We start from the raw sequence: 25,334 nt of genomic DNA on the forward strand, positions 1-25,334 counted from the left end.
GGAGTCGGGCCTTGCCTCAAGGGGTTTCCCGGCAAGAGGACGCCAACGGACGGTGGGGACACGCGGATAGGTGCGCTACGGTTCGAACGCTCGCCTGGTGCAAGCGACTTGCATTCTATTCATGGAATCCGTTTCGGTGGAATCGAAGCGATCAGCTTGCGATCTGCCGCCGGATGCGCTCTGTGTCGCAGGTGCGGGGGCAGGTCGCGCAGGTCTCCCGCGGCCGCAGGGTGTAGAACAGGCAGCAGGCGGCGCGGTCCCGGGTGACCAGCCGGTCGCCGTCCGGGCCGGTCAGCTCGCGGAACCCGGCACCGACCGGATACGGGGTCACCGCCGACGGCAGCAGCCCGGCCAGCTCGGTCAGCGCCCGGTCCTCCTCGCCGAGCAGCGCGCCGATGCGCCACAGCCCCTCGGTGATGTCGTCGGCCACCATCCCCCACAGCGCCCGGGTGCCGCGCCGCGTCCGGCGGCGGAACGCGTCCAGCACCGGGCCCACGTGTTCGGCGACCGCCTCCCGCACCGCGTCGCGCAGCCCCTCCTCGTCCGGCACCACACGGGCGCCGGGCAGGGCGGCGGCGGGGTCGTCCGGCAGGCACCGGAACTCCGTCACCCGGACGGTCATCCGGCCCCGGGCCCGGTCCAGGGAGACCTGCCCGACGGGCAGCCGGGGCACCCGCCGGAGCAGGAACCACGGCACGGTCACCAGCAGACAGGCCGGCCACACATAGCGGTGCAGACCGAATCCGGCCACCACGTCGGGCCGGCCCGGCTCCCCGTAGTCCCGCAGCACCTGGTCCTCGTCCCAGCCGAGGAAGGCGTCCAGCGCCGCGCCGCCGGCCGCGAGTTCGGCCGAGGTCACCCAGCCCCCGCCGGACCGCGGTTCCCCCTCCAGCACCGTCAGCCCGGGGTAGACCCCGGAGAGGCGGGTGTACGCCTCGGACAGCGGGGACGCGGTGACCGCCGCCGGACCGCGCGAGGGCGCCGGGGTGTCGGGCAGCGGGCGGGCGGGCACGGCCATGGTGGAACCACCGAATCGCGAGTACGTGAGGTTAGCCTTACCTTAGCTCACAAGATCGGGGTTTGACCTCGCGCGACGCCCGCTTATGGTTCAAGGCGACGTCAGGAGGATCCGAGTGGAGCAGCCCATCGCCGAGATGGCGCCGCCGCGCGTGCCGCTGCAACGGCACTCCGTGCGCCGCCAGATCCTGGAAGCCCTGCGCGGCGCGCTGGTCGGTGGCGAACTCACCCCCGGCGAGGTCTACTCCGCGCCCGCCCTCGCCGAGCGCTTCGGGGTGTCCGCCACCCCGGTCCGCGAGGCGATGCAGCAACTCGCCGGCGAGGGCGCCGTCGAGGTCGTCCCCAACCGAGGCTTCCGGGTGGCCCGGCGCAGCGCCCGCGAGCTGGCCGAGCTGGCCGAGGTCCGGGCCCTGCTGGAGGTCCCGGTGATGCTGATGCTGGCCGAGACCGTGGCCCCCGAGCGGTGGGCGGCCCTGCGGCCGTTCGCCGAGGCCACCGCGCTGGCCGCGGCGAGCGGCGACCGGGCCGCCTACCTGGAGTCGGACCGCGCCTTCCACCAGGCGGTGCTCAGCCTCGCCGGGAACGAGCAGCTGGTGATCGTCGCCGACGACCTGCACCGGCGGGCGCAGTGGCCGCTGGCCCAGGGCCAGGTGGTCCGCACCGCCGGCCTGGTCGCGGACGCCGCCGAGCACGTGGCGCTGCTCGACGCGCTGGCCGCCCGCGACCTCCCGGTCGTGGAGTCGCTGGTGCGCGAGCACTTCGCCGGCGCGGCCTGAGCCCGCCGGGCACCGCGGAGCCGGCCGGCCACCGTCCGCCGGGCCGGCCGCCACCGGGTCAGTCCGCCAGCGGGTCGGTCCGCCGGGCCGGCCGCCACCGGGTCAGTCCGGGGGGCCGGCGGGGCCGGGTGCGCGGCCGAGCTGCGCGGCCAGCCAGGCCGGGACCCCGCCCAGCAGCCGCACCAGCCGCCCCGCCTCGGCGCGCATCCGCCCCGCCTCCGGCTCGTCCGCCACCTCGGCGAGGGCGGCCAGCGCCGGGGCGATGCCGATCAGGTAGCCCAACTCCTCCCGGATCCGCAGCGATTCGGCGAAGCCCCGGCGTGCCTCGGGAAGATCCCCGCTCTCCTCCGCCAGCGCGGCCAGGTGCCGCCAGGTGAAGGAGCGGAGCAGTTCGTCGCCGTGCGTCGCCGCGCCGGCGTGCGCCCGCCGGAACGCGGCCAGGGCACCCACCGGGTTCTGCGCCAGGTGCTGCGCGAACAGCCCGCGCCGGAAGTCCAGCAGGGGACGGGCCGGGGAGTCCGGGGCGAGCAGGGCGACCGCCCGGCCGAGCGCCGCCCGCGCCTCGTCGGCCCGGTCGCGGACCTGGAACAGGGTCGAGGCGTAGGCGAGGTGGCCGCGTTCGCAGGCGGCGGCCCCGCGGTGCTCGTCGCTCAGGGCCAGCGCCTCAGCGGCGCGCAGCGCGTCCTCGGCCGCCTCCCAGCCGTTCGCGGTGAACATGCACTGCTCGGTCAGGAGCGCGGTGCGCCGCAGTGCCATGGCCGGGTCCCCGGCGGCACGCGGGGCGAGCAGTTCGGCGGCGTCGTGCCAGCAGCCGCGGGACCGGAGCCGCCACACCGCCGTATCGAGAGGGTCCTCCCCTCGGCCCGGTCGCGATTCCGATGAGTCCGACGATCCAGACCGTGACATGGCGGTGTCCGCCACATTGCCCTCCCCAAGCGCGCCGTCGAGCCGGAAGTCGTGCCCGCATCTCAGCACGAACCCGCGGGGGCGGCCAAGGGGTTGGTGTGAATGAATTCACAAACTTTTCTCCGGGGGTACCCGGCGTGGCCGCTCGCGCGAACGCCCGTCGGATGTCGTGCGGCAGGTGTGCGAACGGGCGGCGCAAGAGACGGGCCCCGGCCGGCACCGCCCCGGCACCGGACGGCGCCGGGGCCCGGGACGCCACCGGTGCCGGCGGGCCCGGTGGCACCCAAGGGGCGGGCCGTGGGCCTCGGCGGCACCCGGGGACGGGCCCCGGGGGAGCCGGTCAGCTCATCCGCAGGGCCAGGAAGAAGTCCAGCTTGTCCTCCAGCCGGGCTAGGTCGCGGCCGGTCAGCTGCTCGATCCGGCCCACCCGGTAGCGCAGCGTGTTGACGTGCAGATGGAGCTGGGTGGCGCACCGGGTCCAGGACCCGTCGCAGGCCAGGAACGCCTCCAGGGTGGGGATCAGCTCCGCCCGGTGCCGGCGGTCGTAGTCGCGCAGCGGGTCCAGCAGCCGGGCGGTGAACGCGCGGCGGACGTCGTCCGGCACGAACGGCAGCAGCAGCACGTGCGAGGCGAGCTCCTGGTGGCCCGCGGCGCACACCCGGCCGGGCCGCGCCGCGGCCACCCGGCGGGCGTGCCGGGCCTCCTCCAGGGCGCCGCGCAACCCCTCCGCGGAGTGCACCGTGGCACTGACCCCCAGCGTCAGCCGGCCGTCCCCGTCGAGCCCGCGGGCGAGCGGCTCGCGCACCGCGGCGAGCAGCCGGTCGGCGTGGAGCGCGGCGTCCGCCCGCTCGTCGTCGGTGGCGGCGGGCAGCGCCACCAGGGCGACCGCCTCGTCACCGGTGTGCGCCACCGCGATCCGGTCCGAGGGATCGGGTCCGGCGCCCTCCGGGTCGACCAGCAGCTCCTCCAGCAGCGCCTGGGACACCGGGCCGGCCGGGAGCTGCGCGTCCCGGCCGGGCTCCGCGCCCTCCGGCGCCCAGCCCTCGCCGGTCAGCCCCCACTCCACCCGGGCCACCACCACCTGCCAGTGCGGGGCGCCGCCGAGCCCGGGCAGCAGCACCGGCGCGGCGACCCGCAGCCGGGCGGCGATCTCGGTCGGCGGGGCCGCCGCCGTGACCAGCTCCAGCACCTCCTGGGCCAGCCGCCGCCGCACCGTGCGCGCCGCGTCCCGCCGGTCCCGCTCCACCGCGATCAGCTGGGTGACGCCGTGCAGCAGGTCCAGCCGCTCGGCCGGCCAGTCCCCGGCGTCGGCCTCCACCGCCAGCAGCCACTCCGACAGCACCGTCTCCCGGACGTCCGCGCCCGCCGGACGGCTGCCGCCCCGCACCGGGAAGAGCGAGTAGGTGCCGCTGCCGGGGACCGCGACCCGGTGCGGGGGGCGCCGTCCGGCCCGTACCGCGGCCAGGTGCTCGCCGGCCAGCCGGGCGCACACCGCGGCGGGCAGCCGCGCGCCCGGGCCTCCCGGGCTGGCCCCGGCGATCTGCCGGCCGGTGGGCGACAGCACCCAGGCGTTCAGGTCCAGGTCGGAGCCGAGCAGGTCGAGGATGACGTCCGGGCCGCCGCCCGCGGGCCCCGAGGTCATCAGCCGCCGGTGCCGGTCGACGACCGCGGCGAGGTCCCCGGCCCGCTCCCCGGACACCTGGCGCACCACGTGTTCGGTGATCGACGCGAACGACACGTCCTCGACCACCGAGAACAGCGGCAGCCGGTGCCGGACGCAGGCCGTCACCAGGTCCTCCGGGACGTCGCCGAGTTCCGCCTCGCCGGCGGCGAGCCCGGCGACCCCGGCGCCGGCCAGGATCCGTACGAACCGTTCCGAGTCGGCGGGGTCCCGCCGCCAGGCCAGGCCGGTGAGGACCAGCTCGCCTCCGGTGAGGTAGCGGCTGGGGTCGCGCAGATCGGTCGTCATCACGCCCCGTACCGTGCGGTCCAGCTCCTCCTCACCGCCGAGCAGTCGCAGGCCCAGGGCCTCGGTCTCCAGCAGTGCGCGCAGCCGCATGTCGTTGCCAGCCGATCTGTCGTGGTGTTACCGGTCGAATACCGCGAGGTTGTCGGCCCCCGCCTTTCGTTCGAATCTACAAGACCGGCCCCCTGGCCTGCCAACCGCTTCATGCGTTCCGTCACTGCACCCGACCGGGCGGCCACCGGTGTACTGACTGCCAGGCCGCGTGCGCGGTGCCGACCGGGGAACATCGCCGCGAACCCGGGAGGGCACCTCCCAGGGCGGGAAACAGACAGGAACACCACGCCGAAACACCCCTCACCCCCACGAACGAATTCCGAGAAGAGAACGCCCATGGACTTCCTGCGCCCCGCCAGCTGGGAAGAGGCGCTCGCCGCGAAGGCCGAGTACCCCACCGCTGTGCCCATCGCGGGTGGGACGGACGTCATGGTCGAGATCAACTTCGATCACCGGCGCCCGGACCACCTGCTGGATCTGAACCGCATCGGCGAGCTGAGCGAGTGGGAGGTCAGCGCGGACGGCGGTACCGTCCGCCTGGGACCGTCCGTCCCGTACACGCGGATCATGCGGGATCTGCGCACCGAACTGCCGGGGTTGGCGCTCGCCTCCCACACGGTCGCCTCCCCGCAGATCCGTAACCGCGGTGGCGTCGGCGGCAACCTCGGCACCGCCTCCCCGGCCGGTGACGCGCATCCGGCGCTGCTGTCCGCCGGGGCCCGGGTCGAGGTGGAGTCCGTCCGGGGGAGCCGGCTCATCCCGATCGACGACTTCTACACCGGTGTGAAGCGCAACGCGATGGCGCCGGACGAGCTGATCAGGTCCGTGCACATCAGGACCGCCGACGGGCCCCAGCAGTTCTCCAAGGTCGGCACCCGCAACGCCATGGTGATCGCGGTGTGCGCCTTCGGCATCGCCCTGCACCCGGAGACCCGGACGGTCCGCACCGGCATCGGTTCGGCCGCGCCCACCCCGGTACGCGCACGCGAGGCGGAGGACTTCCTGAACGCCGCGCTCGCCGACGGCGGGTTCTGGGACAACGGCCAGATCATCACCCCGTCCGTCGCCAAGCGGTTCGCCGAGCTGTGCTCCGGCGCCTGCAACCCGATCGACGACGTCCGCGGCAGCGCCGGGTACCGCCGCCACGCGGTCGGCATCATGGCCCGCCGCACCCTCGGCTGGGTCTGGGAGGCCTACCGTGCCGGCGGCAGCAGTAAGGGAGAAGCACAGTGCGCGTGAACTTCACCGTCAACGGACGGCCGCAGACCGCGGACGACGTCTGGGAAGGCGAGAGCCTGCTGTACGTGCTGCGCGAGCGGCTCGGCCTGCCCGGCTCCAAGAACGCCTGTGAACAGGGCGAGTGCGGATCCTGCACGGTCCGCCTGGACGGTGTGCCGGTCTGCTCCTGCCTGGTGGCCGCCGGACAGGTCGAGGGCCGTGAGGTGATCACCGTCGAAGGGCTCGCCGACCTCGCCCGGGGCCGCGCCGAAGCGTGCGCGGACGGGGCCCGCGGCGGCACCCCGCCGGACCCGGCCGAGCCGGGGGTCCTCCCGGACGGAGCCCGGGAACGGCAGGCGCGCCCGTCCCGGGGCCGGCCGCCGCTCGCCCCCATCCAGCAGGCGTTCATCGACGCCGGCGCCGTCCAGTGCGGCTTCTGCACCCCCGGCCTGCTGGTCGCCGCCGACGAACTGCTGGAGCGCGACAGCGAGCCGTCCGACGCCGACATCCGCGAGGCGCTCTCGGGCAACCTGTGCCGATGTACCGGCTACGAGAAGATCCTGGACGCGGTCCGCCTGGCGGCCGCCCGCGCCGGAGAGGCGGTCTGACCATGGGCGGAGTCACCCGCACCCCCACCGGCATCTCCCAGACCAGCCTGACCAGGGGCGGCGTCGGCGAGTCCACGCTGCGCCCCGACGGCACCCTGAAGGTCACCGGCGAGTTCGCCTACTCCTCGGACCTGTGGCACGAGGACATGCTGTGGGGCCAGATCCTGCGCTCCACCGTCGCCCACGCCGCGATCGAGGGCATCGACATCTCCGAGGCGGTCGCGACGCCCGGTGTGTACGCCGTGCTCACCCACGACGACCTGCCGACCGACGTGAAGAACTACGGCCTGGAGATCAAGGACACCCCGGTCCTCGCCGACGGCGTGGTACGCCACCACGGTGAGCCGGTCGCCCTGGTCGCCGCCGACCATCCGGAGACGGCACGCCGCGCCGCCGCCAAGATCAGGGTGGACTACCGGGAACTGCCGGTCGTCACCGACGAGGCCTCCGCGACCGCCGCGGACGCACCGGTCCTCCACCCCGGCCGCGACGACCACCACGCCGGGCACGTACCGCACCCGAACATCGTGCACCGCCAGCCGATCGTCCGCGGCGACGCGGCCGAGGCCGCGAAGCGCGCCGATGCGATCGTCACCGGCGAGTACACCTTCGGCATGCAGGACCAGGCATTCCTCGGCCCCGAGTCCGGCCTCGCGGTGCCCGCCGAGGACGGCGGCGTCGACCTGTACGTCGCCACCCAGTGGCTCCACTCCGACCTGCGCCAGATCGCCCCGGTCCTCGGCCTGCCCGAGGAGAAGGTCCGGATGACGCTCTCCGGCGTCGGCGGTGCCTTCGGCGGCCGCGAGGACCTGTCGATGCAGATCCACGCCTGCCTGCTGGCGCTGCGCACCGGCAAGCCGGTCAAGATCGTCTACAACCGGTTCGAGTCGTTCTTCGGCCACGTCCACCGGCACCCGGCCAGGCTCCACTACGAGCACGGGGCCACCAGGGACGGCAAGCTGACGCACCTGAAGTGCCGGATCGTGCTGGACGGCGGCGCCTACGCCTCCGCCTCCCCGGCCGTCGTCGGCAACGCCTCGTCGCTGTCCGTCGGCCCGTACGCGGTCGACGACGTCGACATCGAGGCGATCGCGCTCTACACCAACAACCCGCCCTGCGGCGCCATGCGCGGGTTCGGCGCGGTCCAGGCGTGCTTCGCCTACGAGGCGCAGATGGACAAGCTCGCCGCGAAGCTCGGCCTGGACCCGGTGGAGTTCCGCCGGATCAACGCCATGGAGCAGGGCACGATCATGCCGACCGGCCAGCCGGTCGACTCGCCCGCCCCGGTCGCCGAGCTGCTGCGCCGCGTCAAGGCGCGCCCGATGCCGCCGGAGCGCCAGTGGGAGACCGCCGACGGCGCCGCGGACCTCCGTGAGCTGCCCGGCGGCCTGTCCAACACCACGCACGGCGAGGGCGTGGTCCGCGGGGTCGGCTACGCGGTCGGCATCAAGAACGTCGGCTTCTCCGAGGGCTTCGACGACTACTCCACCGCCAAGGTGCGGATGGAGGTCGTGGGCGGTGAGGCGGTCGCCACCGTGCACACCGCGATGGCCGAGGTGGGCCAGGGCGGCATCACCGTGCACGCCCAGATCGCCCGCACCGAGCTGGGCGTCAACCAGGTGACCATCCACCCGGCCGACACCCGGGTCGGCTCCGCCGGATCCACCTCCGCCTCCCGCCAGACGTACGTCACCGGCGGCGCGGTGAAGAACTCCTGCGAGCTGGTCCGCGAGCGGGTACTGGAGATCGGCCGCCGCAGGTTCGGTTCGTACCACCCCGCCTGGGCCACCGCGGAGCTGCTGCTGGAGGGCGGCAGGGTCGTCACCGACGGCGGCGAGGTCCTCGCCGACCTGGCGGAGGTGCTGGAGGGCGAGACGGTGGAGGTCGAGGCCGAGTGGCGGCACCGCCCCACCGAGGCGTTCGACCCGCGCACCGGCCAGGGCGACGGCCACGTCCAGTACTCCTTCGCCGCGCACCGCGCGGTGGTGGAGGTGGACACCGAGCTCGGCCTGGTCAAGGTCGTCGAACTCGCCTGCGCGCAGGACGTCGGCAAGGCGCTCAACCCGCTGTCCGTGGTCGGCCAGATCCAGGGCGGCACCGCCCAGGGCCTGGGCATGGCGGTGATGGAGGAGATCATCGTCGATCCGGAGACCGCGAAGGTGCGCAACCCCTCCTTCACGGACTACCTGATCCCGACGATCCTCGACACGCCGAGCATCCCGGTCGACGTGCTGGAGCTCGCCGACGAGCACGCGCCGTACGGGCTGCGCGGCATCGGTGAGGCCCCGACCCTGTCGTCCACCCCGGCGGTGCTCGCCGCCATCCGGGACGCGACGGGCCTGGAACTGAACCGGACGCCGGTACGACCCGAGCACCTCACCGGCACCTAGCCCGCCGGGCCCGCCGCCGGCGGGTCCCGGCAACCGGTGCCGCCCCGACGGGGGCGGCACCGCACCACACGTCCCCGTTCCGCGGGGCCGCCCGCCGGGTGGCCCCGGGCCGGGGCCCGTTCCCCGGCCCCACCGGGGAGCGACCCTCCCGTCCGTCCGACGGCCGGGAACCGCACCCCCTGCCCCGCAGGGGGCAGCACACCCCCCACGCCTCGCCGGCCAGGCGAGGACACCGCACCACCGCTCCGGGCCGTCCCCCGGGTCGTGATGCCAGAGCTCCATCCCAAATCCCGTGCGCCTGCGCGGGTGCCCCTGTGAACCTTGGGAGTGGCACCGCATGACCCAGTCAACAGTCGAGCCCAGCACGTCCCCGGAGGACGCCGGCACGGGCTCCCGTCCCTCGGCCGGACGGTCATGGCTCGACCGGTACTTCCACATAACCGACAGAGGATCCACGGTCGCGCAGGAGGTGCGCGGCGGCATCACCACCTTCATGGCGATGTGTTACATCCTCCTGCTCAACCCGGTGATCCTGGGCACCGTCGACGACGTCGACGGCACCGTCCTCGCCCACGCCCCCCTCGTGACGGCCACCGCGTTCGCCGCGGCGCTGTCCACCCTGCTGATGGGCTTCATCGGCAAGGTGCCGCTGGCCCTGGCGGCCGGCCTCAACGTGTCGGCGGCCCTGGTCAGCCAGGTCATCCCCAACATGACCTGGCCGCAGGCCATGGGCATGTGCGTCATCTACGGCGTCGTGATCATGCTGCTGGTGGTCACCGGACTCCGCGAGATGATCATGAACGCCATCCCGCTGCCGCTCAAGCACGCCATCACCATGGGCATCGGCATGTTCGTGGCGCTGCTCGGCCTGGTCAAGGCGGGCTTCGTGGGCGTCGGCGAGGGCGGGCCGGTACAGCTCGGCACCGGCGCCGGCGGCCAGCTCGTCGGCTGGCCGGTGTTCTTCTTCGCCGTCACCCTGCTGCTGATCTTCATGCTGCAGGCCCGCAAGGTCCCCGGCGCGATCCTCCTGGGCATCGTCGTGGGCACCGTCCTGTCGATCGTGGTCACCAAGATCGGCGGCCTCACCGACAAGGACTGGGGCGGCACCACCCCCGAGCTGCACGGCAGCGCCGTCTCCTCCCCGGACTTCAGCCTCTTCGGCGACGTGGAGTTCGGCGGCTGGGACCAGATCGGCGCGATCAGCGTCACCATGATCGTGTTCACCCTGGTGCTGGCCGGCTTCTTCGACGCGATGGCCACCATCATCGGCGTCGGCACCGAGGCGAAGCTCGCGGACGACAAGGGCCGCATGCCCGGCCTGTCCCGGGCCCTGTTCGTGGACGGCGCGGGCGGCGCGATCGGCGGCGTCAGCGGCGCCTCCGGCCAGACCGTCTTCATCGAGTCGGCCTCCGGAGCCGGTGAGGGGGCCCGGACCGGCCTCTCCTCCGTGGTGACGGGCCTGTTCTTCGCCGCCTGCCTCTTCTTCACACCGCTCACCCAGCTCGTGCCCAAGCAGGTCGCCGCGGCGGCCCTGGTCGTCATCGGCTCGATGATGATGAGCGCGGCCGCCCACATCGACTGGAGCGACAAGGCGGTGTCCATCCCGGTCTTCCTGACCGTGACGCTGATGCCGTTCACCTACAACATCACCGCAGGAGTCGGGGCGGGCGTGATCTCCTACACCGCGATCAAGGCCGCCCAGGGGAAATTCCGCGAGCCCGGGGCTTTCATGTGGGTACTGACCGGCGTCTTCATCGTCTACTTCGGACTCAACCCCATCGAGCACTGGCTCGGTGCCAAGTGAGCCGACCCGGTCGGGCTAGGAGCTGATCACCCATGCTGGACATCGCTGCCGATCTGCACCGCTGGTGCGAGGAGGGGCGTGACTTCGCCGTCGCCACCGTGGTGGCCGTCAGCGGCAGCGCGCCCCGGCAACCCGGCGCGGCGCTCGCCGTCGACGCCGCGGGAGCCGCGGTCGGCAGCGTGTCCGGCGGGTGTGTGGAAACCGCCGTCTACGAACTGTGCCGACAGGCGCTGGAGAGCGGCGAGACCGTACGGGAGAGCTTCGGCTACTCCGACGACGACGCCTTCGCCGTGGGCCTGACCTGCGGCGGCGCCATCGACGTCCTTGTCTCCCCGGTCCGGTCGGCGGACCCCGAGCGCGCGGTGCACGCCGCCGCGCTCGCGGCCGCCGCCGGCGGGGAGGCGGCGGCGGTCGCCAGGGTCACCGCCGGCCCGGCCGCCCTGCTCGGCCGCACCCTGCTGGTACGGCCCGACGGCGGCCACACCGGAACCCTCACCGGGGGCCCGGTGGCGGCCGGCACGGCCCTGGACCGCACGGCGGCCCGGACGGCCCGCGCCATGCTCGACAACGGGCGCACCGGCACCGTCACCATCGGCGCCGACGGCAGTCAGTGCGGCGAGCCGCTGGAACTGCTCGTGGAGGCCAGCGTCCCGCCGCCCCGGATGATCGTCTTCGGCGCGATCGACTTCGCCGGCGCGCTCGCCCGCATCGGCGGCTTCCTCGGCTACCACGTGACCGTCTGCGACGCCCGTCCCGTGTTCGCCACCGCCCAGCGCTTCCCGGACGCCGACCGGGTGGTGGTCGACTGGCCGCACCGGTACCTGGAGGCGACCGAGGTGGACGGCCGCACCGTGCTGTGCGTCCTGACCCACGACGCGAAGTTCGACGTACCGCTGCTGGTGCGGGCGCTGCGGCTGCCGGTCGCCTACGTCGGGGCGATGGGATCCCGGCGCACCCACCTGGACCGGCTCGGCCGGCTGCGGGAGGCCGGGGTCACCGAGATCGAGCTGTCCCGGCTGCGCTCCCCGATCGGCCTCGACCTCGGGGCCCGCACCCCGGAGGAGACCGCCCTGTCCATCGCCGCGGAGATCGTGGCCCACCGGCGCGGCGGCAGCGGGGTCCCCCTGACGGGTGCTCATACGCCGATCCACCACGACGGCGAACCCCCCGCCGGACACGGGCGGTTCGGCTCCGTGGCCTGACGGCCAGTCAGTCGGCGTGCGCCACCCGGAGTAGGCCGCGGTTGCCGCCGCCCCGTGCCCGCGCGGGAATGGGAGGCGTGCGCACACGACGTCGACACCTCACCGCACTCACCGTGCTGGCCGGACTGACCGTCCTCGCCGGGACGGCCGTCAGGGAGCCGTCCGCCGCCCCGCTGCCGGCCGGAGCCGCGGCGGACCCCGGGCCTCGATCGGCGACGCCGCCGGGGACCCGCCTCCACACCCCGCCCGCCGACCCCGACGCGTACCGCCATCTGCTGCGGCTGACGAAGGCCGGTGCCTACCGGGACGCCGCCGGCCTGCTCGCCATGATCCGCACCCCGCACGCCGTCTGGTACGGGGACCAGCCACCCGCCGAGGTGGAGCGGGAGGTGCGGGACACCACCCGGGCGGCGGCCCGCCGGCACCAGGTGCCGGTGCTCACCCTCTACGACGTGCCGGGACGCGACTGCGGCAACTACTCGGCCGGCGGAGCCCGGGACAGCCGCGCCTACCGGGCGTGGATCGACGCCGTCGCCCGCGGCATCGGCGACCGCGAGGCCCTGGTGGTCCTGGAGCCGGACGCCCTCGCCCTGCTGCCCCAGGACTGCCCGCCCGGCGACGGCACCGATCCGCAGGACCCGGACGGCGAGCGGGACGAGCGGGACCCCGACGCGGCCGACGGCTGGACCCCGGACGCGGACCCCGACGAGGACGACGGCGACCAGGACCGGGACGACGGCGACGAGGACGAGGGGGACGACGGGAACGAGGACGAGGGGGACGACGGGAACGAGGACGAGGGGGACGACGAGGACGACGGGGACGAGGACGACGCGGACCGGGAGCCGGACCCCGACCGGGACACCGGCGAACCGGAGGCCGACCGCCCCGGGAGGCCGGCGGCGGACGCGGGCGGCGAGGAGGGCGCCCCCGGCGGACGGGAGGGGAGCTGGGACTGGTCACGGATCGGCGACCTCTCCGACCGCTTCCGCGACTGGCCCCCGCTCACCGGCCGCGGCCGCCCCGGGGCCGGAACCGCCGGGCCGGAGCCCGGTGCGCCGTCCCGATCGCCGGAGGCCGGGCCGCACCGCCCCGGCGCCCCCGCTCCCGCGCGGCCCCCGATGGCCGACCGGGGGCCGGCCCCGGCCGGGCCCGGCGCGCCCGGCCGCACTCCCGCGCCGCGCCGCTCGGAGCCGGCCGGTCACCGGCCGGGCGCCCCGGCGACCGGCGGGCGGGGTTCCGGACCCGCCCGGCCCGGTGCGGCGGACTCCGGCGCCGCGACGGCCCGGCCGGCCGGCCCCGGTCGGGGGCCCGCCTCCCCGGCCGGCCCTCGCCCGCAGGCACCCGGCACCCGGAGCCCGGGTGCCCAGGAGCCCGGCCCCGGACCGCGCCACGACGGCGAGCCGCCGGCCCGGGACCCGCACACCCGGTCCCCGCACACCAACGCTCCGCACACCCGGGACCCGCACACCCGGGCCCCCCGCCCCGGCGCCTCGCGCACCGGGACCCCGCCCACCGGGACCCCGCCCACCGGGACCCCGCCCACCGGGACCCCGCCCACCGGGACCCCGCCCACCGTGGCCCCGGGCACCCGGGCCCCCCGCCCCGGAGCCCCCCGCTCCCACGACGCGACCCGCCACGGCATCGGGAACGGGGCGCCCGGCGGCACCGGGCAAGCGGCGGCCGGGAGGACCCCGCACCGGTTCGCCGCCGAGCCCGCCGACGCCCGGACCGCGGCGCGGTACGCGGAGATCGGCTACGCCGTCGACGCACTGGAACCGCTGCCCCGGACCCGGGTCTACCTCGACGCGGGACACCCCGCCTGGCATGCCGTACCCGCCATCGTCCCGCGGCTCCTGGCGGCCGGAGTCGACCGCGCCACCGGGTTCTTCGTCAACGTCTCCGGCTACCGCTCCGACGACGCCAACGCCTGGTACGGCAGGTTGATCTCCTCCTGTCTCGCGTACGCCGGGCAGGGCGGGGACCCGGCGTCCTGCCCCAGCCAGTACTGGCCCCGCGACCATGCGCGGGCGTGGCTGGACGCCCGGGTGGGACCCGTGGACCCGGCCCGGATGAAGCACTTCGTCACCGACACCAGCCGGAACGGCCGCGGTCCCTGGATCCCGCCGATCGGACGCCACCCCGACCCCCAGGACTGGTGCAATCCGCCCGACCGCGGTCTGGGCGCCCGGCCCACCCTGCGGACCGGCGATCCGCTGCACGACGCCGCGCTGTGGGTGAAGACCCCGGGCGAGTCGGACGGCGGCTGCCTGCGCGGCACCCCGGGGCCCGAGGACCCCGAGCGCGGCACCGTCGCACCCAGGGCGGGGGCCTGGTACGCCGAGCAGGCACTGGAACTGGTGCGCCTCGCCCGGCCGGGGATCGTCCCGGAGTGGGTGGGGATGATCGGCGCCCGCGGCCTGTTCCCGGCGACGAAGCTGACCCCGGAGGACCTGGCCACGTATGACCCGGGCGAGGACGGGTACCCGGACAAGCCCCCGGCCGAGGGAGCGGTCGAGGTGCCGGACGGCCGGCGGCCCACGCGGCCACCGACCGCCGGCGCCGGTGACGGACGACGGTGAACCCGGTCGGGGCCGGACCCCGTACACCCGGGCTCACGCCCCCTATCCGGAGGTAGTTCTCCATGACTCGGCAGTTCGACGGCGACGGCAGGCGGACCGCGACCTCTCCGCCCACGCACCCCGACCCGGTGCCGCCGTCCCCGACGCCGACACCCGGACCCGGCCCCGGTCCGGAGCCCGGCCCGGTGCCGGGCCCCGTGCCGGGCCCGGAGCCGCAGCCGCCCCCCGGCCCGGCGCCGCACCCGGTGCCCAGCCCGCCGGGACCCGACCCGGTACCGGACCCCTCACCCCAGCCGGGTCCGCTGACCTGACGGCCCCGGCCCCCGGCGCGAAGCCGTGATCCGCCGGGCCCGCCCCCGAAGGGCGGGCCCGGCGGGGGTCAGGAGAAGATCGCGTGCACCCGCTCGATCGACTCCGCGCCGTACCCGACGGCGCCCACCGCCACCCGGCCGTCGACCGCCTCGATCACCCGTGCCGTCCAGACCGGGCCGAAGCCGCCGCAGAGTTCGATCAGCTGGGCCCCGTCCCGGGCCAGCCGCCGCGCCTCACCCACCGCCTGGTCGTGCGAACCCACGGCGACGAGGTCGACCCGGCAGCCTTCGTGGCGCACCGTCCGGCTGTCCCGGCCGGGGTCGGCGCCGGCGGCCTGGTAGATGAAGGCCCAGTGCACCAGTGTCATCGTCGAGCACGCTCCCGGATCGGTGGGGTCTGACCTCCCCAGCCGACGGCACCGGCGCCCCGCGGGCATCCGGTGCTGCGCCGTCCGGACCGAAGTTCACCCCCGCGTCCGGCACCGAACGCTTCCGCCGCCCCGGCCGGACTGCTCCAGGGGGCTTCCCGGCATCGCGGCAGCACTCGCTGTCCAGGATGAGGGCGCCGCTCACCCGGCCGTCCCGGTTGCGGCTCCGCTGTCCGCAACTACTCCCTGTGACGTGTGGCGCCGCCAGTGAGTCGCACCGGGGGTGGTCGAGGTCGGGGGACGGCGCACCCCTGGGGTGCGGTCTGGGTGGACCGGCAGAGTCCGGGATGCGCGAGGAGTTGCCCGTGAGGCCGAAGGGAGCTCGGGACTTCCTTGAGATCGGGGCGTGAGCGATCCCGGTCGCGATCACGAGCTGCAACGGCACTACGCCTCAGGAGGGTTGGGATGCGGTGGGGCCCTTGTTGCGGTCGGGAGAACGCACGCCCCCCCGATGGATCGGAATCTCGGGGGCTTCGATGGGTCCCTATCTGTTCACACTGGCTGGCACCGCAGGCACGTCCCTGGTGACGCTGCTCGTCGGTGAGGGATGGCAGCAGACGCGCGATGGAGTCGTGACCATCTGGCGCCGCTTCCGTCCGCAGGCCGCAGAGGAGGTCGAGCGAGAGCTCGACGCGTCCCGGACCACCGCGCTCGGCGCCGCCGACCGACCGGACCCCTCCGGACGGGTCGGGCGGTTCGCCGCGCTGCTGAGTGAGCACCCGGAAGCCGCCGACGATCTTCGGGACCTGGTCGAAGGGTGGCGGCGGACGCCTGACAGACAGCGGATCGACGGAGGGGTGCATCTGGAGGCGCGGCCTGAGGACAACGCGTGAGCTTTTGGAGTCTGACGCTCGCGGCGTGGGCGACCCTTGACATGCTGGACCGGGATTCGGAGGCGGATGCCGGTTTCTTCGCGTTGATGTTCAGCTTCGCGGCATCTGCGATTTTCTTGATAGCCGCGTTCTTCACGCCTCTCAGCTGGCCGGGTCCTGCCGCGAGAATGGGGGCAGGGCCTCGCATCCGCCGTGGGTCTGGGTCAGGCGTCCGGTGTTGACGGCGGGCGGTGTCACTCTTGGCCTGGGCTTCCCGCCGTGCTCGGCATCGGCGATCAGTCCACCGAGGTGGCAGCCCCGAGCTGCTCCTCGACGCCGTTACGGTGACCGTTGGCTCCGCGACATCGACCGGCACTGCGCGGGCCCGATGGATCCGACCTTCGCCCCCCGACATCCGACTCGGCGGGGTGCCGCCCCTCCCAGGACGTACGCCGCCACGCAGTCCGTCCCCCGGTCGCCGACTGGCCGCCTCGGGGTTCGTCGGTGCCGAAAAGCGCACCGGACGTGCCTATGAAGGGATCCGGACGCCCCGGCGGACCGCACCCGCTGCCCGCCGGGGAGGACTCAGAGCCAGTCCCGCCGCTTGAAGACGAAGTACAGGCTGGTGCACACGATCGCCATCAGCAGGATCGCGAAGGGGTACCCCCAGGCCCAGTGCAGCTCCGGCATGTGGTCGAAGTTCATCCCGTAGATCGTCCCCACCAGCGTGGGCGCGAAGAGGATGGCGGCCCACGAGGAGATCTTCTTGATCTCCTCGTTCTGCTCGAAGCCCGCCTCGGTCAGTGCCCGCATCTCCGCGTTCTGCTGCTGGGTGACCAGGGTGGCGTTGACCGCGAGGATGTCGGTGAGGGCGGAGCGGAAGCCGTCCACCCGCTCGCTGGTGTACGTCACGTGGTCGGCGACGTCGCGCAGATAGCGCTGGAGTTCGTCGTCGGTGCCGTACTTGTCGAAGCCCGCCATGAGGGCGTGCAGCATGCCCACCAGGGGGCGGGTCGCGCGCTGGAACTCCACCATCTCCCGGGAGAGTTCGTAGATCCGGCGGGACACCTCGGGGTGGCCGCGGAAGACCTCGGTCTCGATCTCGTCGATGTCGTTCTGCACGCCTTCGACGACCGGGGCGTAGCCGTCCACCACCGCGTCGAGGATGGCGTACAGCACCGCCTCCGGCCCCAGGGCCAGCAGTTCGGGGCTGCCCTCCATCCGGCGGCGCACCGCCGACAGGTCGGGCGCGGCGCCGTGCCGGACGGTGATGACGAAGTCGGGGCCGACGAAGACGTGCAGTTCGCCGAAGTCGACCTCCTCGGGGGCGTCGAGGTAGCGGGCGGCCCGCAGCACGACGAACAGCGTCGCGCCGTAGCGCTCCAGCTTGGGCCGCTGGTGGGCCTCCATCGCGTCCTCGATGGCCAGTTTGTGCAGGTCGAACTCCTCGGCGAGGGAGAGCAGCTGCGCCTCGCCGGGCCGGTGCAGCCCGATCCACGCCATGCCGCCGGGGCCCTCCGCGCGCAGCCGCCGGTAGGTCTCGGCGAGGGTGCCGGGGGAGCCGACGCGCCGTCCGTCCCGGTAGAGGGCGGCCTCGACGACCGTGTCCGGGCCGGCGGGGGCGGGCGGATGGTCGGGCGGCGGCGGTACGGCGGGCGGCGGGGCGCCGGCCCCGGCGGTGCGGGACGCGGCCGGGCGCAGCCAGGAGTAGTGCTTGCGCGAGCGCGGCGGCAGCGGGGCCGGGGCGCCGGGAGCGCGCTCGGGGCGGGGAGCCTCACCGCTGGTCACCGGCAGGCCTCCTTCTCCTCGTCGTGGTCTCGTCCGATCCGATCACCCAGGGGAAGGATATACGTGGCAAAAGGTGACGGCCGTGGCGCCCGATCCCCGGCGACCGGCCCGGGTAATGCGGACCGGAACTGTCCGCGATGGTGCGTAACGTTCATGCCATGACGACGAGCGGACCGGTACTGACCACGCGCGAACTGAACCGGGCGACCCTGGCGCGCCAACTGCTGCTGCGCCGGTCGGAGCTGTCCGTGCCGCAGGCGGTCGACCATCTCGTGGGGCTCCAGGCCCAGGCGGTGAAGCCGCCCTACCAGGCGCTCGCGGCCCGGCTGGACGGCTTCCGCCCGGAGGTCCTGTCGGAGCTGCTCGGCGAGCGCCGGGTGGTGCGGATCTCCCTGATGCGCTCCACCATCCACCTGGTCGGCGCCGCCGACTGCCTGACCCTGCGGCCGCTGGTGCAGCCGATGCACGACCGGGCCTTCCAGGGGAACCAGGGGAAGCGGCTGGCCGGGGTCGACCTGGCCCGGCTGGCGGTGCTCGCCCGCGAGCTGACCGAGGAGCGCCCGCTGACCTTCAAGGCGCTGGGCGAGGCGCTGCGGGCGCACTGGCCGGACCGCGACCGGCAGGACCTGGCCATGGCCGCGCGTACCGTGCTGCCGCTGGTGCAGGTCACCCCGCGCGGACAGTGGGGGCGCAGCGGCCCGATCGCGCACACCACCGCCGAGGCCTGGCTGGGCGCCGGGCTCGACCCGGAGCCCGATCCCGGCCGGATGGTGCTGCGGTACCTGGCGGCGTTCGGCCCGGCCTCGGTGCGGGACGTCCAGACCTGGTGCGGCCTGACCCGGCTGCGCGAGGTGGTCGACGGGCTCCGGCCGCGGCTGCGGACCTTCCGCGACGAGCGGGGCGTGGAACTGTTCGACCTCCCGGACGCGCCGCGCCCGCCGGCGGACACCCCGGCGCCGCCGCGGTTCCTCCCCGAGTACGACAACCTGCTGCTGTCCCACGCCGACCGCCACCGGGTCATCGGCGACGCGGCCCGGCGCCGGGTCTGGCAGGGCAACCAGGCGTACTGCGCGTTCCTGGTGGACGGCTTCGTCCGCGGGACCTGGCGCATCGAGCGGGGAGAGGGGATCGCGGCCCTGGTCGTGGAGCCGATCGAGCCGCTCGCCGCCGCCGACCGGGCGGCGCTGGAGGAGGAGGCGGCCGGCGTGCTGGCGATGCACGCCCCCGGAGCACGGCCGGAGGTCCGTTTCACCGCCGCCTGAACGGCCCGCGGCCCGGCCCCGGACTGCCGTCTCGCCGCGCCGCCTCGCCTCGCCGCGCCGCCTTGCCGTGCCGTCTCGCCGCGCCGCCTCGCCTCGCCGCGCCGCCTTGCCGTGCCGTCTCGCCGCGCCGCCTTGTCTCGCCGGACCGCCATCCTGCCTCGGTCCGGTCCGGTCCGGTCCGGTCCGGTCCGGTGCGGTCCGGACCCGACCGGCCCCGGGTCACCGCCCGCCGCCCGGCCCTGGGTCGCCGCCCGGCCCCGCCCGCCCCGGGTTGTTCCCGGAGCGGCCCCGGTTCGGTCCTCCGGGCTCCGGCCGGCCCGCCGTCCGGCCCCGCCCCGCCGCCCGGTCCCGACCACCGCCGGGTCACCGCCCGCCGCTCACGGCAGCAGGCCCGACCGGCGGGCCTCCACGACCGCCTGCAGCCGGGTGTGCGCCCCCAGCTTCCGCATCGAGGACCGCAGATAGCTCTTCACCGTCTCGGGCCGCAGCCCCAGCCGCTCCGCGGCGGCCGCGTTGGTCGCCCCCGAGGCGACACAGGCCAGCACGTCCACCTCCCGCGGCGACAGCTCCACCGGATGGGGGCCGGAACCCTCCCGGCCGGGCCCGGCGGCCGCACGGGCCAGCCGGGCGCACACCGCCAGCAGGTGTTCCCGCAGCCGGGGGTCGGGAACCCGGTGGGCCAGCGCCCGCAGCTCGCCGTGCGCCTCCCGGACCTCCTCCCACCGCGCGGGAGAGGCGTCCACCGGCTGCCGGACCACCGACAGCAGCCGGTGCGCCTCGTCGCGCACCGCGAGCGACTGCTCCAGCTCGCGCGCCGCCGCCACCGCCGCCGCCACCGGCCGGTCGCCGAGGGCCTGCGGCTGCCGCAGCGCTCCGTACAGCACCCCGCGCACCTGCCGCCGCACCACCACCGGCACCGCCAGCACCGCCCGCAGGCCCTCGCCGGCCACCGCCGCGTCGTACTCGTGGCTGATCGCCCGGGAGACCGGGTAGTCGGGCACCGCGATCGGCCGGGCGGTGGTGATCGCCTTCCCGCCCAGGCCGTTGCCCGGCGAGATCGCCAGCCCGCGCAGCGACTGCGTGGTGGTCCCGCTCAGCTCGGAGATGCGGAACTGCCGGGGCCCGGTGAACAGTCCGCCGAACGTCACCGGCAGCCCGCCGCCCCGCCGCATCCGCTGCAGCGCTGCCCGGACCTCGGCGGCGCTGTCCGGTTCCACCACGGCCACCTCCTCGAAAACCCGAACGCCGACACCCCCGTCCGGGGGTGGTGAGACCCAGATCACCCGTCGCACGATGCTAGCGAGCGGTACGGCAACGAGGAGGACATGTGACAGCAACGAATCCGACCGACGACTTCCGCGCGGCCCGGGACTTCCTGCTCCGGCACCGCGAGGACTACGCGGCGGCGTACCGGGGATTCGGCTGGCCGCGCCCGGAGCACTTCAACTGGGCGCTGGACTGGTTCGACCGGATCGCGGAGGGCAACGACCGCACCGCGCTGCACATCGTCGAGGAGGACGGCCGGGAGACCCGGCTGAGCTTCGCCGAACTGCGTGCCCGCTCCGACCGGGCGGCCAACTGGCTGCGCGCCCGGGGCGTGGCGGCCGGCGACCGCATCGTGGTGATGCTGGGCAACCAGGCGGAGCTGTGGGAGACCGCGCTCGCCGCGATGAAGCTGCGCGCCGTCGTCATCCCGGCCACCCCGCTGCTCGGGCCGCTCGACCTCGCCGACCGCATCGAACGCGGCCGGGCCCGGCACGTGCTGGTGCGCGCCGAGGACACCGGCAAGTTCGCCGAGGTGCCCGGCGACTACACCCGCATCATGGTCGGCGACGGCCCCGGCGGTGAACGGCCGGCCGGCTGGCTGCGCTACGAGGACGCCTACACCGACCCCGCTGCGGGGGCGCCGTTCACCCCCGACGGGCCGACCGCCGCCACCGACCCGCTGATGCTGTACTTCACCTCCGGCACCACCGCCAAGCCCAAGCTCGTCCAGCACACCCACACCTCGTACCCCGTCGGCCACCTGGCCACGATGTACTGGATCGGGCTGAAGCCCGGTGACGTCCACCTCAACATCTCCTCACCGGGCTGGGCCAAGCACGCCTGGTCCAACCTGTTCGCGCCCTGGAACGCCGAGGCGACGGTCTTCATCCACAACTACAGCCGGTTCGACCCGGCCCGGCTGATGGCCGAGATGGAGCGGGCCGGGGTGACCACCTTCTGCGCCCCGCCCACCGTCTGGCGGATGCTCATCCAGGCCGACCTGACCCAGCTGCGCACCCCGCCGCGCGAGGCGGTCGCCGCGGGCGAGCCGCTCAACCCCGAGGTGATCGAGTCCGTGCGGCGCGCCTGGGGCGTCACCATCCGGGACGGCTTCGGGCAGACGGAGACCGCCGTGCAGGTCGCCAACACCCCCGGCCAGCCGCTCAAGCCCGGCTCGATGGGCCGCCCCACCCCCGGGTTCGCGGTGGCCCTGCTGGACCCGGTGACCGGCGAGCCGGGCGACGAGGGGGAGATCAGCCTGGACCTGTCCGGGCGCCCGGTGGGCCTGATGACCGGTTACGAAGGCGACCCCGGGCGCACCGCCGAGGCCATGGCCGGCGGCCACTACCGCACCGGGGACATCGGGGTCCGGGACGCCGACGGCTACATCACCTACATCGGCCGCGCCGACGACGTGTTCAAGGCGTCCGACTACAAGATCTCGCCCTTCGAGCTGGAGAGCGCGCTGCTGGAGCACGAGGCGGTCGCCGAGGCGGCGGTGGTGCCGGCCCCCGACCCGATCCGGCTCGCCGTCCCCAAGGCGTACGTGGTGCTGGCGGCCGGCTGGGAACCGGGCCCGGAGACCGCCAAGGTGCTCTTCGCCCACTCGCGGGCCGTCCTCGCGCCGTACAAGCGCATCCGGCGGCTGGAGTTCGCCGAGCTGCCCAAGACCGTGTCCGGCAAGATCCGCCGTATCGAGCTGCGTGAGCGGACCGCGCAGGGCGGCGGCACCGAGTTCCACGAGGAGACCTCATGACCTCCCTGACGCCCGCGACGCCACCCGCCGCGGCAGCCCCGGCCGGGGAGCTGTCGTACGCCGCCGGCACCGGCGGGACCCCGCTGCTCGGCGACACCATCGGCGCCGACCTGGCCCGGGCGGTCCGGCGGTTCGGCGACCGGGAGGCGCTGGTGGACGTCCCCACCGGCCGCCGCTGGACCTACGCGGAGTTCGGCCGGGCGGTGGAGGAGGTGGCGCTGGGCCTGCTCGCCAAGGGGGTGGGGAAGGGCGACCGGGTCGGCATCTGGGCCGTGAACTGCGCGGAGTGGATGTTCGTGCAGTACGCCACCGCGCGGCTCGGCGCCATCATGGTCAACCTCAACCCCGCCTACCGCGTCCACGAGCTGCGGTACGTGCTGCGCCAGGCCGGTATCTCGGTCCTGGTCTCCTCCGTCCGGCACAAGACCAGCGACTACCGCCGCATGGTGGAACAGGTCCGCGCCGACTGCCCGGACCTGCGTGACGTGGTCTACATCCAGGACCGCACCTGGGCGGGGCTGATCGCCGCGGGCACCCGGGTGCCGCCGGACAGGCTCACCGAGCGGGAGGCCCAGCTCTCCTGCGACGACCCGGTGAACATCCAGTACACCTCCGGCACCACCGGCTTCCCCAAGGGCGCCACCCTCTCCCACCACAACATCCTCAACAACGGTCACTCCGTGGGGGAGATGCTCGGCTACACCGAGCGGGACCGGGTCTGCGTGCCCGTCCCCTTCTACCACTGCTTCGGGATGGTGATGGGCAATCTCGCCGCCACCAGCCACGGCGCCTGCGTCGTGATCCCGGCGCCCTCCTTCGACCCGGCCGCCACCCTCGCCGCGGTCCAGGCCGAGCGCTGCACCTCGCTCTACGGCGTGCCGACGATGTTCATCGCCGAACTGAATCTGCCGGACTTCGACGGCTACGACCTCTCCTCGCTGCGCACCGGGATCATGGCCGGCTCGCCCTGCCCGGTGGAGGTGATGAAGCGGGTCGTGGAGCGCATGCACATGGCGGAGGTGTCCATCTGCTACGGCATGACCGAGACCTCGCCGGTCTCCACCCAGACCCGCCGCGACGACGACATCGAACGCCGCACCGGCACCGTCGGCCGGGTGATGCCGCACATCGAGGTCAAGGTCGTGGACCCGGCCACCGGGGTCACCGTGCCCCGCGGCACCAGCGGTGAGCTGTGCACCCGCGGCTACTCGGTGATGCTCGGCTACTGGGAGCAGCCCGACCGCACCGCGGAGGCGATCGACGCCGCCCGCTGGATGCACACCGGCGACCTGGCGGTGATGCGCGAGGACGGGTACGTGCAGATCGTCGGCCGTATCAAGGACATGATCATCCGGGGCGGGGAGAACGTCTATCCGCGGGAGATCGAGGAGTACCTGCACACCCATCCCAAGATCGCCGACGTGCAGGTGGTGGGGGTCCCCGACGAGAAGTACGGGGAGGAGATCCTGGCCTGCGTCATCCCCGCCGACCCCGCCGATCCCATCGGGCGGGACGAACTCGTCCGCTACTGCCGGGGCCGGCTCGCCCACTTCAAGGTCCCCCGCTATCTGCGGATCATGGACGGCTTCCCGATGACGGTGAGCGGCAAGGTCCGCAAGATCGAACTCCGTGAGGACGGCGCCCGTGCGCTCGGCCTGCCGGCGGCCGCGGAGGCCGCCTCCGGCTGAGGAGACCCCGGGGCGGACCCGTGGACGGTCCGCCCCGGCGTCCCCCGGCGGGCCGGGGCGTTCAGGGAGCGCCAGGGGCGTTCAGCGGGTGGCGGCGCCCCGGAGCACGGTGTCGACGGCGCGGGGCACGAAGTCCGGCTCGACGGGCTGCTGGCGCAGCACGACGCGCAGCCAGACGGCCCCCGCCAGCAGGTCGATCAGGAGCACCGGGTCGGCGTCCGGCGGCAGTTCGCCCCGGGCGACGGCGCGCTCGAACACCTCCCGCTCGCGGGCCAGCCGGTCGGCGAAGAAGCCGCGCACCGACCGTGCGAGGTCGGGGCTGTGGGTGACGGCCCCCAGGGCCGCGACCGCGACCGCCGAGGTCGGGGGAGCGGTGAGCAGGTCCACCACCTGCCGTACGATCGCCTCCAGATCGCCCCGGAGGGTGCCGGTGTCCGGGACCCGGAGGCCCAGCCGCCCGGCGCCGGTGAGCGCCGCGCTCACCAGTGCCCCCTTGGACGGCCACCACCGGTACAGGGTCGTCTTGTTGACCCCGGACCGCTCGGCGACGCCCTCGACGGTCAGGCCCTCGTAGCCCTGTGCCGCCAGCAGGTCGAGGGTGGCCTCGAAGATCTCCTGGGACCGGCGGGGGCCGGCGCCGCGGCCGGTGCCGGACACTCCTTCGCGCATGGCGGCACCGTACCATCGAATACAACGCAACGGTGCGTTGCGTTTGGTGCTAGCGTGCGGGCATGGCATCCATCGAGGAGAAGCTGCCCGTCGTCTTCGTGCACGGCATCCGGGTGAGCGGCACGATGTGGGGACCGGTGCGCGAGTGCGTCGGGGACCGCCACCCCACCGCCGCGCCGGACCTGCCCGGCCACGGGGCCCGGCGCGGCGAGCCCTTCACCATGGCCGGGGCGGTCGAGGCGGTCGCCGGGGCGGTGGACCGGCTCGGCGGGCGGGCCCTGGTGGCCGGTCTGTCGCTGGGCGGCTACGTGGCGGTCGCCACCGCGCACCGCCACCCCGGCCGGGTCGCCGGACTGGTGGCCATGGGGTGCACCCTCCGGCCGCGCGGGCTGCTGGGCGCCGCCTACCGCGGCGGGGCCCGACTGGCGGCCGCGCACCCGGAGGCCGCGGACCGGCTCAGCGCCTGGGGGATGCGCCGCGCGCTGCCCGGCCCCCCGGGCGAGGCGATGGTCCGGGGCGGGCTGTCCTGCGAGGTCGTGCCGAGCGCGGTGCGGGCGGTGCACGCCCTGGACCCGGCGGCCGCGCTCCGTACGTATCCCGGGCCGGTGTGGCTGGTGAACGGCGAGCGCGATCCGTTCCGCCGCGACGAGCGGAGCTTCCTGAGCGCCTGCCGGGAGGGACGCCTGTACCTGCTGCCGCGGCACGGGCACCTCGGCCCGCTCGCCGATCCGGCGGCCGTCGCCCGGGTGGTGCTCGACGCCGCCTCGCTGGCCGGGGCGCGGCCGCCCGGCGGTCCCGCGGCCTGCCCCGCGGACCGGGCCGCGAGGTAGG

The 25,334-nt window shown here is 74.8% G+C and carries 19 protein-coding genes; 12 read left to right on the forward strand and 7 right to left on the reverse strand.

The window, feature by feature from the left end; all coding sequences use genetic code 11:
• Positions 1-151: 151 nt before the first annotated feature.
• Positions 152-1,018 (reverse strand): (2Fe-2S)-binding protein, encoded by an 867-nt coding sequence (locus ACH4B3_RS07745; RefSeq protein WP_398461850.1) that lies wholly within the window; start codon positions 1,016-1,018, stop codon positions 152-154.
• A 136-nt stretch (positions 1,019-1,154) separates the two neighbouring features.
• Between ACH4B3_RS07745 and ACH4B3_RS07750 the strand changes: the two genes are divergently transcribed.
• Positions 1,155-1,793, forward strand: coding sequence for a GntR family transcriptional regulator (locus ACH4B3_RS07750; RefSeq protein ID WP_398462315.1), 639 nt, complete (start codon positions 1,155-1,157; stop codon positions 1,791-1,793).
• Positions 1,794-1,895: 102 nt separating this feature from the next.
• On the opposite strand, the gene ACH4B3_RS07755 is transcribed toward ACH4B3_RS07750, so the two are convergent.
• Positions 1,896-2,699 (reverse strand): hypothetical protein, encoded by an 804-nt coding sequence (locus tag ACH4B3_RS07755; protein ID WP_398461851.1) that lies wholly within the window; start codon positions 2,697-2,699, stop codon positions 1,896-1,898.
• 340 nt (positions 2,700-3,039) lie between these two features.
• Entirely contained in the window at positions 3,040-4,758 is a 1,719-nt protein-coding gene (locus tag ACH4B3_RS07760) for a PucR family transcriptional regulator (RefSeq protein WP_398461852.1), read from the reverse strand.
• A 297-nt stretch (positions 4,759-5,055) separates the two neighbouring features.
• On the opposite strand from ACH4B3_RS07760, the gene ACH4B3_RS07765 reads away from it, so the two are divergent.
• The 6 genes from ACH4B3_RS07765 to ACH4B3_RS07790 all read left to right on the forward strand — a co-directional run bounded on the left by ACH4B3_RS07765 (position 5,056) and on the right by ACH4B3_RS07790 (position 14,523).
• Positions 5,056-5,958 (forward strand): FAD binding domain-containing protein, encoded by a 903-nt coding sequence (locus ACH4B3_RS07765; RefSeq protein ID WP_398461853.1) that lies wholly within the window; start codon positions 5,056-5,058, stop codon positions 5,956-5,958.
• Complete coding sequence (locus ACH4B3_RS07770) at positions 5,949-6,545, forward strand: (2Fe-2S)-binding protein (RefSeq protein ID WP_398461854.1); 597 nt, start codon at positions 5,949-5,951, stop codon at positions 6,543-6,545. Before ACH4B3_RS07765 ends, ACH4B3_RS07770 begins: the two co-directional genes overlap by 10 nt.
• A gap of 2 nt (positions 6,546-6,547) precedes the next feature.
• Complete coding sequence (locus ACH4B3_RS07775) at positions 6,548-8,935, forward strand: xanthine dehydrogenase family protein molybdopterin-binding subunit (RefSeq protein WP_398461855.1); 2,388 nt, start codon at positions 6,548-6,550, stop codon at positions 8,933-8,935.
• Positions 8,936-9,272: 337 nt separating this feature from the next.
• Positions 9,273-10,739 carry an NCS2 family permease gene (locus tag ACH4B3_RS07780; protein ID WP_398461856.1) on the forward strand — a complete coding sequence of 489 codons (1,467 nt, stop codon included), beginning with the start codon at positions 9,273-9,275 and terminating at the stop codon, positions 10,737-10,739.
• A gap of 32 nt (positions 10,740-10,771) precedes the next feature.
• On the forward strand, positions 10,772-11,941 hold the full coding sequence (locus ACH4B3_RS07785) for an XdhC family protein (RefSeq protein WP_398461857.1): 1,170 nt from the start codon (positions 10,772-10,774) through the stop codon (positions 11,939-11,941).
• A 77-nt stretch (positions 11,942-12,018) separates the two neighbouring features.
• The gene (locus tag ACH4B3_RS07790; protein ID WP_398461858.1) at positions 12,019-14,523 is read left to right on the forward strand and encodes a glycoside hydrolase family 6 protein; all 2,505 of its coding nucleotides are present in this window, start codon (positions 12,019-12,021) and stop codon (positions 14,521-14,523) included.
• 379 nt (positions 14,524-14,902) lie between these two features.
• On the opposite strand, the gene ACH4B3_RS07795 is transcribed toward ACH4B3_RS07790, so the two are convergent.
• Positions 14,903-15,202: a DUF6506 family protein gene (locus tag ACH4B3_RS07795; protein WP_398461859.1), complete on the reverse strand. Its 300-nt coding sequence runs from the start codon at positions 15,200-15,202 to the stop codon at positions 14,903-14,905.
• A gap of 536 nt (positions 15,203-15,738) precedes the next feature.
• On the opposite strand from ACH4B3_RS07795, the gene ACH4B3_RS07800 reads away from it, so the two are divergent.
• Positions 15,739-16,095, forward strand: coding sequence for a hypothetical protein (locus ACH4B3_RS07800; protein WP_398461860.1), 357 nt, complete (start codon positions 15,739-15,741; stop codon positions 16,093-16,095).
• A 564-nt stretch (positions 16,096-16,659) separates the two neighbouring features.
• On the opposite strand, the gene ACH4B3_RS07805 is transcribed toward ACH4B3_RS07800, so the two are convergent.
• A complete protein-coding gene (locus tag ACH4B3_RS07805; RefSeq protein ID WP_398462316.1) occupies positions 16,660-17,808 on the reverse strand; it encodes a magnesium and cobalt transport protein CorA in 1,149 nt (382 codons plus the stop codon).
• Positions 17,809-18,020: 212 nt separating this feature from the next.
• Here ACH4B3_RS07805 and ACH4B3_RS07810 point away from each other — a divergent pair, with 212 nt between their 5' ends.
• A complete protein-coding gene (locus ACH4B3_RS07810) occupies positions 18,021-19,124 on the forward strand; it encodes a winged helix DNA-binding domain-containing protein (protein WP_398461861.1) in 1,104 nt (367 codons plus the stop codon).
• A 377-nt stretch (positions 19,125-19,501) separates the two neighbouring features.
• On the opposite strand, the gene ACH4B3_RS07815 is transcribed toward ACH4B3_RS07810, so the two are convergent.
• On the reverse strand, positions 19,502-20,296 hold the full coding sequence (locus ACH4B3_RS07815) for a response regulator transcription factor (RefSeq protein ID WP_398462317.1): 795 nt from the start codon (positions 20,294-20,296) through the stop codon (positions 19,502-19,504).
• Between the two features lie 155 nt (positions 20,297-20,451).
• Here ACH4B3_RS07815 and ACH4B3_RS07820 point away from each other — a divergent pair, with 155 nt between their 5' ends.
• The gene (locus ACH4B3_RS07820; protein WP_398461862.1) at positions 20,452-22,146 is read left to right on the forward strand and encodes an AMP-binding protein; all 1,695 of its coding nucleotides are present in this window, start codon (positions 20,452-20,454) and stop codon (positions 22,144-22,146) included.
• Positions 22,143-23,834, forward strand: a complete 1,692-nt coding sequence (locus tag ACH4B3_RS07825; protein ID WP_398461863.1) for an AMP-binding protein — start codon at positions 22,143-22,145, stop codon at positions 23,832-23,834. Before ACH4B3_RS07820 ends, ACH4B3_RS07825 begins: the two co-directional genes overlap by 4 nt.
• A gap of 81 nt (positions 23,835-23,915) precedes the next feature.
• Here ACH4B3_RS07825 and ACH4B3_RS07830 read toward each other — a convergent pair whose 3' ends face one another.
• Positions 23,916-24,503 carry a TetR/AcrR family transcriptional regulator gene (locus ACH4B3_RS07830; protein WP_398461864.1) on the reverse strand — a complete coding sequence of 196 codons (588 nt, stop codon included), beginning with the start codon at positions 24,501-24,503 and terminating at the stop codon, positions 23,916-23,918.
• A 62-nt stretch (positions 24,504-24,565) separates the two neighbouring features.
• Here ACH4B3_RS07830 and ACH4B3_RS07835 point away from each other — a divergent pair, with 62 nt between their 5' ends.
• Positions 24,566-25,333, forward strand: a complete 768-nt coding sequence (locus tag ACH4B3_RS07835) for an alpha/beta fold hydrolase (RefSeq protein ID WP_398461865.1) — start codon at positions 24,566-24,568, stop codon at positions 25,331-25,333.
• Position 25,334: the final 1 nt, after the last annotated feature.

It is taken from the genome of Streptomyces sp. NPDC018031, assembly GCF_044327625.1.
Taxonomy (GTDB): domain Bacteria; phylum Actinomycetota; class Actinomycetes; order Streptomycetales; family Streptomycetaceae; genus Streptomyces.